12 protein-coding genes and 1 pseudogene are annotated in these 14,988 nt (G+C 48.3%); 2 read left to right on the plus strand and 11 right to left on the minus strand.

The features are described from left to right. Both SHD_RS01580 and SHD_RS01585 read left to right on the plus strand, forming a co-directional pair. Nucleotides 1-237: pseudogene (locus SHD_RS01580) on the plus strand (transposase); the annotation flags it as partial. 599 nt (nucleotides 238-836) lie between these two features. Next, nucleotides 837-1,283 carry a DUF6438 domain-containing protein gene (locus SHD_RS01585; RefSeq protein WP_152526549.1) on the plus strand — a complete coding sequence of 149 codons (447 nt, stop codon included), beginning with the start codon at nucleotides 837-839 and terminating at the stop codon, nucleotides 1,281-1,283. A 588-nt stretch (nucleotides 1,284-1,871) separates the two neighbouring features. Here SHD_RS01585 and xthA read toward each other — a convergent pair. The 11 genes from xthA to SHD_RS01640 all read right to left on the minus strand — a co-directional run bounded on the left by xthA (nucleotide 1,872) and on the right by SHD_RS01640 (nucleotide 14,792). Further along, nucleotides 1,872-2,684 carry an exodeoxyribonuclease III gene (xthA, locus tag SHD_RS01590; RefSeq protein WP_023265547.1) on the minus strand — a complete coding sequence of 271 codons (813 nt, stop codon included), beginning with the start codon at nucleotides 2,682-2,684 and terminating at the stop codon, nucleotides 1,872-1,874. Continuing rightward, nucleotides 2,684-2,983, minus strand: coding sequence for a YciI family protein (locus tag SHD_RS01595; RefSeq protein WP_011072939.1), 300 nt, complete (start codon nucleotides 2,981-2,983; stop codon nucleotides 2,684-2,686). The genes xthA and SHD_RS01595 overlap by 1 nt, the downstream gene beginning before the upstream one ends. After that, nucleotides 2,983-3,528 carry a septation protein A gene (locus SHD_RS01600; RefSeq protein WP_011716559.1) on the minus strand — a complete coding sequence of 182 codons (546 nt, stop codon included), beginning with the start codon at nucleotides 3,526-3,528 and terminating at the stop codon, nucleotides 2,983-2,985. Before SHD_RS01600 ends, SHD_RS01595 begins: the two co-directional genes overlap by 1 nt. Nucleotides 3,529-3,683: 155 nt before the next feature. Next, on the minus strand, nucleotides 3,684-4,724 hold the full coding sequence (fhuF, locus tag SHD_RS01605) for a siderophore-iron reductase FhuF (RefSeq protein WP_023265548.1): 1,041 nt from the start codon (nucleotides 4,722-4,724) through the stop codon (nucleotides 3,684-3,686). An 88-nt stretch (nucleotides 4,725-4,812) separates the two neighbouring features. Beyond that, nucleotides 4,813-7,026: a TonB-dependent siderophore receptor gene (locus SHD_RS01610; RefSeq protein WP_023265549.1), complete on the minus strand. Its 2,214-nt coding sequence runs from the start codon at nucleotides 7,024-7,026 to the stop codon at nucleotides 4,813-4,815. Between the two features lie 84 nt (nucleotides 7,027-7,110). Next, nucleotides 7,111-9,000: an IucA/IucC family protein gene (locus tag SHD_RS01615; protein WP_023265550.1), complete on the minus strand. Its 1,890-nt coding sequence runs from the start codon at nucleotides 8,998-9,000 to the stop codon at nucleotides 7,111-7,113. A 4-nt stretch (nucleotides 9,001-9,004) separates the two neighbouring features. Then, nucleotides 9,005-9,679, minus strand: coding sequence for a GNAT family N-acetyltransferase (locus SHD_RS01620; protein WP_023265551.1), 675 nt, complete (start codon nucleotides 9,677-9,679; stop codon nucleotides 9,005-9,007). Further along, the gene (locus SHD_RS01625) at nucleotides 9,679-11,169 is read right to left on the minus strand and encodes a lysine N(6)-hydroxylase/L-ornithine N(5)-oxygenase family protein (RefSeq protein WP_023265552.1); all 1,491 of its coding nucleotides are present in this window, start codon (nucleotides 11,167-11,169) and stop codon (nucleotides 9,679-9,681) included. The genes SHD_RS01620 and SHD_RS01625 overlap by 1 nt, the downstream gene beginning before the upstream one ends. Before the next feature lie 574 nt (nucleotides 11,170-11,743). After that, nucleotides 11,744-12,025, minus strand: a complete 282-nt coding sequence (locus SHD_RS01630; protein ID WP_023265553.1) for a DUF2798 domain-containing protein — start codon at nucleotides 12,023-12,025, stop codon at nucleotides 11,744-11,746. A 182-nt stretch (nucleotides 12,026-12,207) separates the two neighbouring features. Next, nucleotides 12,208-12,633, minus strand: a complete 426-nt coding sequence (locus SHD_RS01635) for a hypothetical protein (RefSeq protein ID WP_039977132.1) — start codon at nucleotides 12,631-12,633, stop codon at nucleotides 12,208-12,210. 230 nt (nucleotides 12,634-12,863) lie between these two features. Beyond that, the gene (locus tag SHD_RS01640) at nucleotides 12,864-14,792 is read right to left on the minus strand and encodes a TonB-dependent receptor domain-containing protein (protein ID WP_039977137.1); all 1,929 of its coding nucleotides are present in this window, start codon (nucleotides 14,790-14,792) and stop codon (nucleotides 12,864-12,866) included. Between the last annotated feature and the right edge of the window lie 196 nt (nucleotides 14,793-14,988).

Genomic DNA, 14,988 nt, shown 5'->3' on the forward strand with positions numbered 1-14,988 from the left:
GATGATACGGGCCGAATTATTCGCAATGATAAACGTGGATACATCAGTGAAAGTAGTACCAAGATACTGAACAGATTAAATATCCCCCATGATAATTGGCTCAAACTAACCACCGAGTTTGGCAAACTATTTCATGGTCCAGTAGGCACATTACAAGAACTGACCGATTACTGCGAACACTTAGAAAAGCGACGACGGCATTTTGCGGCAAGCTGCCAGCACTTTTACAGTAACTGACAACGGCTTATATCACTTCAAAAGCCCCCATCCAGAACACATCCCAAGCACTACGGGCCAATTTACCTCGTCTGAAATACCGCATTTTTGAAGGAATTAGCGTAATTTTTTGCCTTAGATGCTCTCCCCGCGATTGTTGATGGTCCCTATTTAAACCATTTTAACTCGGACAAGTTGTAGGCAAACATAAAGTGCATTATGTTATTGATTTATATTGGGTGGCCGGATTTATTCGTGGGTGATATTGGAATCGACAGGCGAATTCGTATTGAGTACGCAGTTCTTTAAGTGCATGCCTAATAGCCTTCGTATTTTCGTCGGAGTGCCTGTGGTGCTGGGTTTAATGGCTTTTGGGTTGTTTGTTATTGGTTTCGTACAAAACACCATAAGTTCGTTAGGCGGGTAGCATGGTATGCTCTAACAATTCCAGGCTTTGGGACAAATTTTCCGCTGCGCTCCAATTTTCCCGTGCTGCGGGCGTTATATTAACCAATCACCATCGGAGACCTATCATCAAAAAGGTAATCTATTTAGTAGTTTTGACTCTGTTGTTTGGATGTTCTGATACAGAGCAATGGCAGCCCCAAATAGAGAGGATGGTGGCAGATTCTCCGACCAAAGCACAAGTTGTATCTTTTAGCCGTGGAGCTTGTTACGGCACTTGTCCAGTTTATGATTTTTATATTTTTCCTGATGATAACTTTGTGTTTATTGGTCGGGCCCACGTAGACAAAATCGGGGCATATAGGGGCACTCTTGAGGCAGGAGCATTCCAAAGTTTAATCAACTTGGTTGATAACAATAACTTTCTCAAATTGTCTCGAATTGGATATTTCGGAAAATCCAACTCTGAGAGTGCAACATTCAAGTGTGGTTCATATGAAACAGACCATCCGACAGTATCTATCGGTGTTCAGCTTCAAGAGATGGAGTTAACAGTAGCCCATAATTTGGGATGCTCAGATTTCCCTGATGAACAAGTCTTGCTAAAAATGTTTGCCACATTTGAGCAAGTCGTTGTGTTAAACAGTAAAGGGCTAATATAACAAGTTGCTTAATTTCGCTCCGCCACAAAAAGCGCGACTTCCACGGCACTGCCTACGTTTCACTGTGGCTGTCCATTAGCAAAGCGTTATCTCCTTAGAAATTTTTATCCGAAACAGATGCGTTAGAGTTAAGGTTTTAACTCGAAAATGTCCCAAAACATTTTGTGTAATTCTTTTTTTAAACTTACAGGCTTCGCCGATGCTAAACAGGTGAGTCATGGTGATTAGCGAGACGACCGTCCGCCCCATGGCCGCTCTTTGGCATCCATGCCATCAAGGCATTCGTGAATCCATTCACATCAGACGAGCAGCCCTGCATCTACGGATGGACTTGAACAACATCCCTGTTTAAAGGCCTGTTTGCCATCTGATAGGCAGGACGCCTGAATGTCGTGCAATGCAGGGACGCATGAGAACGACCATGGCTCTCGTTCATAAGCTTAGAAACCCTAGGTTTCTATTCACCGTGTCGTCGAGCGAATACCATGGCTCGCCTATAAAGCCTACACTTAAAGTACTCACTCTCATACAAAAACATCGGCCTAAGCCGATGTTTTATATCTACTAAGATGGTCGAACGTTAGCTGATTAAGCTTCTTTAAAGGTGCTCCAAATTGGCGCGTGATCTGAGGGTTTATCGATGCCGCGCAGATCGTAATCGACGTCGGATTCGACTAAACGCGCAGCCAGTGACGGCGTAGCTAAGATCACATCGATGCGTAGGCCACGGTTATCATCGAAGCCTTTGCTGCGGTAATCGAACCATGAATAACGCTCGCTGCGGTCGGGGTGTAGTTGACGGAAGGTGTCCACTAATCCCCAATCTTGCAGGGTTTTCAGCCATTCACGCTCTTCGGGTTGGAAGCTGCATTTACCGGTTTTTAGCCAACGTTTGCGGTTGACTTCACCAATGCCGATATCCAAATCGATGGGCGAAATATTGATATCCCCAATGATGGCGATATCTTCATCGTTGTTATGATTAGCGTGCAAATGCGCCATTAAGTCCTGATAAAACTTACGCTTAGCAGGATACTTTGTCGGATGGTCGATGCTTTCGCCTTGAGGGAAATAACCATTCAACACAGTTAACGGACGGCCATTGGCCTGAGCAAAGGTGCCGATAATCATACGGCGCTGGGCATCTTCTTCATCGGTTGCAAACCCCTTTTGCACCTTAAGTGGGGCGACTTTGGAGAGCATGGCTACGCCATAGTGCGCCTTGCCACCGTGGTAATGCACGTGATAGCCCATGGCCTCGACTTCGGCGAGCGGGAAGGCTTCATCGTGCACTTTGGTTTCTTGCAGGCCGATAATGTCGGGCTGATGGCTGTCGATTAACGCTTGCAATTGATGCAGGCGAGAACGCAATCCATTGATATTGAAAGAAACGATTTTCATTAAGGGAGAACTCGTTTAAAGGGTTTTACCACAACGCTTTGATATACGCCCGCCGCGAAGTAAGGATCGGCATCTGCCCAGGCTTGAGCCGTGGCTAACGAATCGAAATCCGCAACCACTAATGAGCCGCTAAAACCCGCATCACCTGGGTTTTCGCTATCGATAGCGGGGTGTGGACCTGCAACCAGCAAACGACCTTCATCGGCCAGTTCCTGTAAGCGTGCTAAATGCGCAGGGCGCGCTGCTAAACGTTTTTCTAAGCTGTTCTCAACATCTTGAGCTGAAATCATATACCACATTATTTGAGTTCCTTGCGTTGATCTTCGGGAAGATGTTTGTAAAGGTAAAAGACGGTGATAACGGTATTAATCAGGGTTAAGGCGGTGAGGCCAAACACTTTAAAGTTCACCCAAGTTTCTAATGGCAGTCTAAAGGCGACATAGATATTAACTAGGCCACAGATGGCAAAAAAGCTCACCCAGTACCAAGTTACGTGTGCCCAAATCTTATCGGCCACCTTCATCTCTTTACCCAACATGGACTTTAAAATCGACTTGTTGAGTAGCTGGCTCACACCAAGGGCTAGGGCAAATAAAGCATAAATAATAGTGACTTTCCACTTGATAAAGGCATCGTCATGGAACACTAAGGTGAGGGTGCCAAACACTGTCACCATAGCGAAGGTAATAAGGTGCATCTTCTCCAATTTTTTGTACAGCGCATAGGTCACGACTAATTGCAGTGCGGTGGCTGCGATTAAGGCGCCACTGGCGATATAAATATCGAAAAATTTATAGACGGCAAAAAAGATAATGAGGGGCAGAAAATCAAGCAGTTGTTTCATAAATAATCGTGTTAAGAAGACGTGGGCTTGAGTGTAGCACGGGGGGCTAGAGGGAAAAAGCCGTGAAAGGTGACCGATTGCTAACTGTTGCATGAAAGCGGCGCGAACGGCTGTTGCAATCCATGTTGCCCTTATAAGTTGCCTGACCGATAAGGCTAAGCTTGCGCGGCACGTTTGGCTTGGGCGCGCGTGGCTAATGGGCAATCGCCGCAGCGATGACTGTTGGTGAGTTGATACCTTAAGCAGCATACGCGGCGAATATTGTCAGCGTGAGAAGCTGAGGCGGGCAGCAGATTAATGCTATTGTAGAGTGGATTCGCCTCGCCATCTTCAAAGGCTTTTGTGTTAAATAGAAGTTCCTTAAGGTGTTCAAATTCAATATTTGGCAATGCCATTTCGCCTAAATACCAGTGAATAAGATAGCCTAAATGGCTCCAATACAGCTTGGCGGGTGTTGGGCTTAAACCGGTTAATCGCTCAACACTAGGGACTAGATGGCGTTGAATCCACTTAATAAGTTGTCGTTCGCGGTGGGGCGTTAAGACCGTGGTTTTAACTATGGCAGCTTTTACTATGGCGGTTTTCACCTGAGGAGTTAGTGTTAATTGAAACTCAAAACCCGCGACTCTGCCCGAATCGTGGGGCCTAAGATAAAAATGCTCAGGCGCTATATCAATCAGCTCAATTTGCTCAATCGTGCTAGCGAGCGAGTGCGGCGCGTTAATAATCCATTCCAGCATAGGCGGCACTAACAGACCGAAATACCACTGCCCCCAGAGCGAGTGCAGGGCTTTGGAATTATGGCTATGGCTGAGCAAAATCTGCTCGGGAATATTTTCTGTCGGGATGGAAGATGAGGTTTTCCCCAAGGGTGGATAGGCCTTGGCAAAGTCCAGTAATAGCTGCTGATAAACGGCTGGCTGACTCCAAGTATCAACACTGAGTCCTTGGGGCTTAGTGGTTGCCACAAAATGCTGGGCATAAAATGGGGCGTGCTGCGCTAGGCACTGATTAAACTCCTGAGCTACTTGAGTTAAATCTACTTGGCTTAGCGCTGTTAAGTCGGTTGTTTGCACGCAGACCACAGTGCCTAGACTCTGTGAGGGTTTGTGATGACACTGCTCGGTAAGATCAGGTTTATTAGTCTTACTGTAAAGCTTGACTAAGGCAGGGACTGATTCTCCTTGGCGCGCCATAATCACTCCTTTGGCTTAAATTGATTAAACTGCGGCGAGTCTACTCTCCGCAGTTTTCATTGATGAACAACTGGTTATTGACAGCCTGTTAGAAGCGATAATCCAAATTCACGCTCATGCTGCGTGGGGCGCCGTATTGGAACTGGCTATATTGACCCACTTGGCTGTAATAGGTTTTATCTAAGGCGTTGTGCACATTGGCGCTTAGCTTTAGCTGCTCGGTAAAGGCATAACTTGCCATTAGGCTGGCCAATGCGTAGGAGTCTTGTTCAACCTCGACTCTGCCTAAGGGCGAGTTCACGGTTTGGTAGACACGGCTTTGCCAATTAACCCCAGCGCCAAGCTGCAACTTGTTCCAATCGCCGCTAAAGGTATAAGTGGTAAAGAGTTTTAGCTGCTGGCGAGGGGAAGTGGTGTTGATGCGATTGCCCTTAGGATCGTCGGTGCTGAATTGGGTGTAGCCGAAGTAGATATTCCAGTCATCGGTGATTTTGCCCGTGGATTCAAACTCAAAGCCTTGGGTCTTAGTGCCATTAAGCTCTCGATACACAGGAATAGTGGTGCCCGGCAACACATCACCAGTGCGTTCGCCAACATTATCTTGGCGAATTTCAAATACCGACAACGACATATCTAAGCTTTCATCCATCAAGCTGGCCTTAATGCCCGCCTCGTAGTTTTTGCCTTTGACGGGATCGATGTAACTGGCATCGATGCGCTGCAAGGTTTGCGGCGCAAAAATATCCGTATAACTGGCGTAAAGCGAGTATTGCTCGCCCAGAGCGTAGGTCAGGCCAAAATAGGTGGTGAGCTCATTGTTGACCTTAAAATCATACTTGCTGCCAAAGTTATCTTGGTCGGTTTGCCACTGGTTCAGGCGCAGCCCCGCAAGCAATGCCAAGGCATCGGTCAGATTGAGCTGCGTGGCCACATAGGCGGCGCTTTGCTCGGTTTCACCGAAGGATCCCGTGGTGTGAGTCTCCTTCCACTGAGGTTTTGGATACTGGAAGTTAGGATCGCGAAAATCACCCAAGGGCGGCACGGCGGCCGTAGGATAATAGTAAGGGTTGGCAAACTCTTGGCGCTGAACCGTCCAGCCAAAGGTGAGTTGATGTTCTTGGCCAAACAGGGCAAACATTCCCTGTGCCCGTAAGTCGAGGTTATGTTGGGTACGACTACCGTCGACATAGGCGATTGAGCCTGCGGTTGCGCCTATGTTTGTTACCGGATCAGGATAGCCTGTAGCCCAGAGTACATCGTATTTCAGTGAGTTATTGCCGTAACTGTAGGTGCCTTTTAGCTCCCAACCGTTATCAAAACGATGTTCAAGGCTGGCGAAGGTATTGAGCCCTTGGGTATGCGCCGAGGCCCAATCGGGGGCGGTAGAGGTAGCGCGATCGTAATTTGTACGGCTGCCATCACTGTGGAACAGCGGCAGACCGCCGGACATTGTGCCTTCGGGCGTGGTGTCTTGATAATCCACGCCTAAGGTAAGCAGTGTGCTGGCGGTAATATCGGTTTCAACAATGCCATAGAGGGTGGTGCGTTGTTGCTCATATCTGTCTTGGAAGGATTCCTTATCTTGATAGGCGGCGACAACACGGCCACGAATGCTACCACTGTCATTTAAGCCGCTGGATAAATCGACCATGCCGCGCAGATTGTTCCATGAGCCGACACTCACTGAGGTGCTGCCCATAAATTCTTGGGTCGGGCGTTTACGAATAAGGTTAATCGCGGCCGAGGGATTACCCGCACCCGTCATTAACCCTGTGGCGCCACGGACAATTTCCACCCGCTCGTAGATGGCGGTATCGATAAGGTTATCGCCGTAGTTAAAACGAGTGTCATAGGTGGTGGGCACGCCATCGTAAAGAATACTAGTGACCGCAATTCCGCGGGAGCTGATGCTGTATCTGTCGTTGTCCATGGGCCGAGCATTGATGCCGGCCACGCTGGTCATGGCTTCGATGACGCTGTTTAGTTGTTGGTCATGCATCATTTGACTGGTAACAGAGGTGACGGATTGCGGCGTTTCTAAATAGGACAAATCTAGACCCGTGGCCGTATTCATCGCCTGAGTTTTATAGCGATTATCGTGGAGATCCTTAGCGCCAACGACATTAATGATTTCAATGTCTTTAGTGGATTTTTTCTGGGTATCGCTGGCATTGGCATAAGCATAGGGCGTGCTGAGTATGGCAGAGCAGAGGATTAGCTCTGGGCGTTTGATGACGAGTTGGCAGTGCGCCGCGAGTCGGTTGAGGGGGAAGGTTTTCATAATAATGATCTTAAATTCCATTTAGGCTGTTTGATTGACTAGGTTGTTTTTGGGCACAGACGCGTGCCCAGAGTGGGCGTGGGCCCACTCAAGGTTAAAAGTGATTTAGGGTTTGGGTTTAAGCTTCTGATTTCCAAAGGCATGGCTTTGCCTAAAGGCGGCTAGCGGATTATCAATCCCGCCCGCAAATCGCAGATTTTTCTCCCTGTCGGCTAGGTCAATCATCTGCTGGTTGTTATTAAGCTGAATGCGATTCAGGCAAGTGCGAACGAAGCTGTCTTTAAAGAGATCGTATTGTGCAAATTTGTCCGCCAACTGCGGATGCTGCGCTTGATAGTCGCGTACATTGTCTGCCACAAGCTCCCAAAACAGCGTTTCGCTGACCTCGGTTTGCTTATCCAGAATTGGCGCTAAATAACGGAAAATACAGTCAAAAATATCGAGCAAGATATAGTTGAGCTTCATCTCTTCCTCAAGCTCGACCGCAAGGCGCTGCACTTCTTGCGGCAGTGGCTCGCTACCGTTGAGTACCGCGACTTCTTCGCCGATATCCTTCATCAATATTTTGACTGGGATGCCGGCATCGAGCACTAAAATCAGGTTCTCGCCATGGGGCATAAACACCAGATCGTAGGCAAAGAAGGCGTGCAATAGCGGTGATAAGTAGAGGTTGAGATAGCGCTTGACCCACTCCTTGGCGCTTAAGCCCGAGTGCGCGATTAAGGCGGCAAGTAGGGCTTGCTCCTGATGATCGACGTGTAATAGCGCCGCCATGGTCATCAGGGTTTGCTGCGGCTCAATATGCGGCAACGGACTCTCGCGCCACAGCGCCGACAGCATTTTCTTATAGGCGCTATCTTGGGTAAGTGCCTCTTCGTAATACCTGTGGTGATAACCGATTGCGGCGATTTCTTTTAGGATCACAAAACCTTGCTCGGCAAAATAGCTGTCGCTTTCGATAAGGTTGGCCACCCAAGCGTTGATCTGCGGGGTGCAGCTCATATACAGCGGCGAAAGCCCGCGCATAAAGCCCATGTTTAGGATAGAAAGCGCGGTTTTGACGTAGCATTTTTGCGGCGCAGTTAAGTTAAAGAAGGTGCGGATCGATTGTTGAACTTGATAGCAATCTTGGCTTTCGCCGAGATAAATAATGTCGCCACGGGCGATTTCGCCAGCAAAGGTGCGGGTAATTTTTTCGCGCCACTGCCAAGGATGAACGGGCATAAAATAAAAGCCATCGGCCGCTTGTCCCTTTGCGCTTAAGTGTTGTTGATACTCGGTGAACTGTTCACCAAGCTCCTGTTTTAACAAGCTATCATGGTCTAATCCTTTGAGGGCGGAGAAGGTGGTTTTGTCCTTACGCACCGCAATCCACACTAGCTGAAGCGCGCTAGCACTCTCGGGGGCAAATTGGTCATAGTCCTGCATATCAAAACCAATGCGGCCATTATTGGCGATAAACACTGGGTGCCCCTCGGTCATGCCCGCCTCAATGGTTTGATAGTCTGCCTTAGCGAGTGTTGCGGCGGGGATGGCTTGATGGGCCAACTTGTAGGCCTTGCTGTAGAGGGTGCTGGTGATTTCCTCAAGGTAAGTGGGCAACAGAGTTTCACTTATGCCTAAGGCATCTTTCAGTTTGATAATCAAACTCATGGCATCGAGTGGCTTGTCTTGGCCCGCGCTGCTGACCCGAATCGAACCGGTTTCTATCTCAAGGTGGTCGAGCTGATAATGGCGCGCACTGAAGTAATAGGTGCAGTCCTTGAGCCTCAGCTCATAGTGATTGATGCCTGCCGCTTGGCGGTATATCTGTGGGGTGATGATCTTCTCATGGGTAAATTCGCAGAGGATTTTTTTCACCAAATGGCGATTGGCCGCCTGCCAATATTCCGGTATTAAGTGAGCGGGAACATGCGTGTGGGCAGCTGCCTCCAGCGTGGGGAATTCGATTTGAGTGAATGGCTTGAGTAATGCGCGGTTAGTGGCTAAGTTCATCGGTTTACCTGTGAAGTGATAGGGTTAACTGCGGTTGCATGGGGTGCTGGGTTGCATGTGTTGTTTGAGTCGCTTGAGTTGCAGTGCGCGGCATTAAAAGTGCGCTGGTCTTTTGCGCTAATTGGCGACTCTGGGCGCTACAAAAACCGAGGAATGCGGCTTTGCTGCGCAGTTGAATCGCTTTTTGGTAGCGGATCCCAATTTGGCTATTTAAGCGGTGAATTTTGTGATTTTGCTGATCCGGCTCGACCACCATTCGCTTAAAGGCAAGCTTTTCGAGAATAAGCTCAGCAATAGCCTGCATCACTTGACCGGACAAGCCATGAACAGGCTTACCCTCAAGCGGCGCGAGGATGAGGTGCATACCGCAATCGAGCCGCTCCACGGTATAGTGCTCACCCACTTCATCGTGGGCGGGATCGTACAACTCCACCATAAACAGCGGTTTGGCTTGCCATTCACCTATCAGCGCAAGCTTGTGCTCGCTTGGCGCCAACGCCTCAGCAAGTGCATCGAGACTCATCCCCTGCATACCCCAAAAGCGGGCATAGTCTTGGTTAAACCAGCTCTGCAACATAGCGAGGTGTTGGGGGAGATTGAGCGGTTTAAACACAAACTCACCAATCACAATGGGTTTTGAGAGTGAGGCCGCACAGTGGCGACTCCAATGTCTGGCCATTACTGCGCCTCCTTGTGCGGTGCCATCAACACCGACACGCTGCCGCCCGAAGGGCTTATCCGCAGCGCGGCCTGTGGCTCAGAATTACGATGCTGCGTAGGTTGCGCCGCCGAAGATACCGTCTTGCTTGGTGTGGCTGTTATGGCTGAGTGGGTGCTGCTTGTGGGTTGGTTTTGCTGCGCACGGATCTTAGTTGGGTCGAAGGTTTGGAAGGCGATACTGTCTTCAATCGGATAGGGCGCGTAACCTAAAACCGCTTGCAGAATCGTCGCATTGCGGTAGCAGCCCATGCCCAGATCCGGTGAGCTGATGCCATGGGTATGCAGGCCCGCATTTTGGATGAAAATATCGCCTCTGATATCGATGCCATAATCCCGCTGGATGGCGAGTTGGCCGCGATCATCAAATTCAATTTGTGATTTAATGCCTTGAATAAACTCGGGTAAACGATATTGATAGCCAGTACCTAAGACGACGGCGCCCGTTTGTTGTTCGAGGGCATATTCCTGCTCGAGGTGGTTGAACTTGAGTGTCAGCTTATCGCCCGAGGTCTCTATCTTATCGAGCGCCACGTTGGTCAGCAGCTGGCATTGGATATCGCTGACTAAACGTTTTTGGTAAAGCAGATCATAAATATCGTTGATTAACTCGGCATTGATCCCCTTGTAGAGGGATTTTTGATTTGCAATCAAGCGGCTGCGTTTTTCCGGCGACAGTTCGTGGAAATAATCCACATAATCTGGCGAAGTCATTTCTAGGGTGAGTTTGGTGTATTCCAGCGGATAGAAGCGTGGCGAGCGGGTCATCCAATTTAATTGATAACCATAGGTATCAACATCTTGCAGCAGATCGTAAAAGATTTCCGCCGCGCTTTGCCCACTGCCGATCACGGTAATGGCGCTTTGGCTTTGCAGGTAAGTTTTCTGCTGCATATAGCTGGCGCTGTGCATCACGCGGGGATCGTGTATTGGGCAATTGTCGGGCACATAGGGCGTGGTGCCCGTGCCGAGCACCAGTTTTCGGCACAAATAGGTTTGGGGCTGGCCGCTGCGTCTATCAACCCCCGTTACATGGTAGATACCTTCACCAGCGTTGTAATCTAATTGCGTGACCTTAAAACCGAATCTCAGATTGGAGAGTTGTTTGCTAACCCATTGACAATACTGGTTATACTCATTCCGTGGCAGGAAAAAGTTTTCACGGATATAGAAGGGATACAGCCTGCCAGTTTGCTTGGCAAAATTCAGGTAACTATAGCGACTTGTGGGATCGGCCATGGTCACTAAGTCGGACATAAACGGCGTTTGCAGCCGAGAGGCGCTGAGCAACATGCCGGGGTGCCAGTCAAACTCGGTTTTGGCATCTAAAAATAAACAGCTAAAGCCATCGATGGGTTCACTTAGGGCGGCCAATCCGAGATTGAACGGACCTATGCCGATACCGAGTAGATCGAAAATCCTGCGATCATTTTCCTTTTTTGGGGTAGTCACTTACGCCTCCTTAAGTTCCAGCTGCCAACCGAAACTGTTGTTGTCTTCATCGGCTGATGGGCAAGTTAGGAGTGGTTCTCTCTATCTCAGCCGAGTGAGTCATTCCCTTATCTTGCGGATCAGGATCGGTTCCATGTGTTGCGCATAAGCTGAGGATTACTGCCTCAGCGCAACGGCGAATAAATTAGCATTTGAAAAATTACAAATGCAAATCATTCTCATTTGTGATTTGTCGGAGGAGTCGTACTTTTGACTGGGAAATAAAGGGCCGAAATACGGTTTGTTAGCGAGGGAATTACCGTAGCAAAAATGTTGTAAAACTTATTCTTAAGAACATTCTCGAAAATTATTTAAGCCAAATCAGTTGATTATATTTGAGTTGAATAGGGAGGTATTTTGGGGTGATAGGCTTGAGCTGTGCCGATAAAAGCAACGAAAGTGTGAATAAAAGCTAAGTGTAAATCGACTGTAAATCCTAGTACTCTACTAGGTTATTAGAGTTGCGAGGGCAAACTGGGGGAAGGAAAAGCCATTTTAGAAAATGGCTTTAACGGCATTAAACGCAGAGGTGAGTTTAAGGTAATTGCACAAAGGCAGCGGTTAGCTTTCGCACTAAGGGGAGCACCATCAATAGAGTCGGGAAGGCAACAACCCAAGAGATAAACCATGCGCTAAACCAGAGCTCAACAAATTGTGCTGATGCACCGACACCATTGAAGGTACTGATCCCAGATACAATACAACTCATTAAAATTGATAGAAAAAATGGCATAACAACCGTAGCGTATTTGGCGGGTAATTTGGGAGTACCAAAAATCGTACGGTTTTTATTAGGTACAGAATCTAAGCTGGACATGGGGGCCTCAATCGGATTTGCTCTGGCGAAAGAATGTATAGATTAGGCTTAATCATTAAAACCTTAAGCACAACGGATTTGCCATTCTAGAGACAAAGTGGCCTAAAAGCCATTGACGCTTAGACATGATTCACAGCCTCATTAGGTAATCTCATGGTTTAGGAAGGGAGTCTAACTTAGCCTTAATCTTGCCAGTTAGTCACCCATAATTCCCCTGTGACATTGACCCAATGACCGCGGGAGATCGGTGAGGTGCCCAGTTCGTTGTCAAAGGGCAGGGGAAGGCTCGATTGCAATAGATACACAGTATCATCGGGCGTTTGGGTGATCTCAACAATTTGTCCCGAGGCCTCAAAGTGACAATTATGTTTAGGGAATTTCAGACTTTGGCGGTGTTCAATAATGTCGGTCTGCAGGTTTGCCTTGGCTAAGCGGCCGAAGAGTTCAACCTTAACCCACTGATTAACTGGAAAACGTTGTTTAGCCTGTTGATCGCTACCCTGATAATAAAACCACACCGGGGCACCATTATCACATTGGGCGGCCACTTCACCCTGAAACCCACAACCCCAAGGGGTGACGTCGAGAATATAGATTTGATACTGCATAAAAAGTCCATTTACCATAACAAAACTGCCGATGTTACCGGCGCTATATTAACATCTCTTTCGCTAAGACATGCGACTCAGCGCTCAATATAAGCCTTGGGTTTGACAGTTTTAAGAAGCTGAGAGTTCTTACTTTGGCATCATTGGTTGTCGCAGTGTGGGAGGCGAGAAAGAAAAGGGCCAAATCCGATGATTTGGCCCTTCAGTGGCGAAACACTCATTGAAGGCGATTACAGCGTTAACGTCACCCCAGCGAACACGGCACGTCCCGGCAGAATGGTTTCTGTGGTGCCGTCGGAGTCTTCAGCGGGTTGCTCGTTGGTAAAGTTGGTCATACCCGCGCGTAGCTTGATGTTTTCCGTTAACCGATAGCTGGTGCCAAAATCGAAGCGGCTATAGCCACTGCGTTTTATCGCGCTGCTATCTAAGTAGTCACCAAAATAGTTACCGCTGACATAGAGTTGCCAGTCATCAGTCATATGCCAATCGAGCTGAAGGTTGGCGGTTTGATCGGGACGTCCATTTAACTCTGAGCCATCACTTTTTTCCGTATCGAGATAGCTGTAGTTGCCTTTAAGACTGAGATCTTTGGTCAAATCGATTCGGCCCGTCAGTTCTATCCCCTGTAAAGTCACTTCGGACTCATTGTAATAAGTCCGGCTCGGGCTCACTCTATCCCAGGTCGATACAGTGATTAAGTCTTTGACTTTATTGTGGTAGGCCGTTGCTGAAATATCCCAAGTGTTATCGCTCATTAGCACTGAGAACTCATAGTTTACGCTGGTTTCTGGGTCGAGATCGGGATTACCAACCACGGAGCAGGCACCACCGCAACTGACTGATGCAAAAGTGGGCGATGACTCAAATAACGCCGGAGCCCTAAAGGCCGTGCCGACACCGCCTTTAAAGGTCAGTTTATCGGTGGCACGATAGACAATATAGGCGCGCGGGCTGAGGTTATTGCCATACTTTTCATTATCTTCGTAGCGGGCACCTAAGGTCAGCGTCCAGTCATCTAAGAAGTCGATTTCATCTTGGGCGAAGAGTGAGTATTGATCGACGCTGTCACCTTGGGTTGTCGGGTACTGAACAGGATCTTCAACCTCGGTCTTATGGTATTCGCCGCCTAAGGTAAAGTCCTGCTGCCATAGTCTGAAAAAGCTGGTGGCTTTGAAACTGGTATTCTTTTCATCAATATGGCGACCCAAGGGCGGTTGCAGGCTGTAACGGCTGTTGTAGTCGTAGAGCTTAGAATCTTCGAGATTGGCCTCTAACTGGGTTTGGCCCCATTGCCAATCTGCCTTGTGGGTAAGGCCAAAGGTATTGCGCTCGATTTGCTGTTCGCGCTTTGATTTTTCAGCATAGGTCGTGAGGGGGACTTTGTCTTTATCATATTGATAATCAAAGTCTAATGTTTGATTGTCAGCCAACTGCCAAGTGAGTGCGCTGTAGAGTTTCTTGGTTTTACGCTCTTCTATGGTATCGAAGGTCGGGGTGATTTCGGGTAATTGCCAAAGATCCTGTTCTGCGGATTCGGCGGTGAGCATCAGCCCTAAGCTATCGGTCAATTTGCCCGAGGTAAACACGTTGTAGCGTTGTCTATCGCCGCCATCCCCTTCTTGCATTTTACTGTATTCGGCATCGAGGGTGAGCTGCCAATCCTCGGTCGGCGCCTTAGTGATCACGTTAATCACCCCGCCAACGGCGTCTGAGCCGTAGAGTGCCGACATTGGACCACGGACAATTTCGACCCGCGAGATAGCATCAATCGGGATTGCGGTAATGTCGAAGTTACCGCCGCGCCATAGGCCGTTTGAGGAGGACACGCGTTTGCCGTTAACGAGCATTAGCACATAGGTTTCATCCATACCACGGACATAGAGGCTGTTACGTCCTGCGTTACCGCTGACCACGTTGACCCCGACACTGCCACGCAGCACATCGCCGAGATCTTTTACGGGCAGCAACTTAATCTCTTCGGCATCGATGACAGAGATAGAGGCGGGCGCCGAACTTAACTGTTGGTCCTTAGCGCTGGCGGTGACCACTATATGTTCGAGTTCTGTGTCATCGGCCTGTGTCGACAGGAGTGGTTGCAGTGAACAGGCGAGTGCTAACAGTGCGAAAGGAAAACGATTTAGCGTTTTATGGTTACTCAATTTCAATCCCCCGATATCCATTATCTAATTAATTAACAAAGCAAAAATGGTAAATCTTTGTAAATCGACTATTTCAACTGGTCGCCAAAATAGCACAATCACTCATTCCTTTTAATGATAATAATTGTCATTTACAATGTAATCGAAGATGATGTGATTCACGTCACTTAGTAGGATGGAGGAGGGGAAATATTGT

Origin of the sequence: Shewanella decolorationis S12 (assembly GCF_000485795.1) — a bacterium.
Taxonomy (GTDB): domain Bacteria; phylum Pseudomonadota; class Gammaproteobacteria; order Enterobacterales; family Shewanellaceae; genus Shewanella; species Shewanella decolorationis.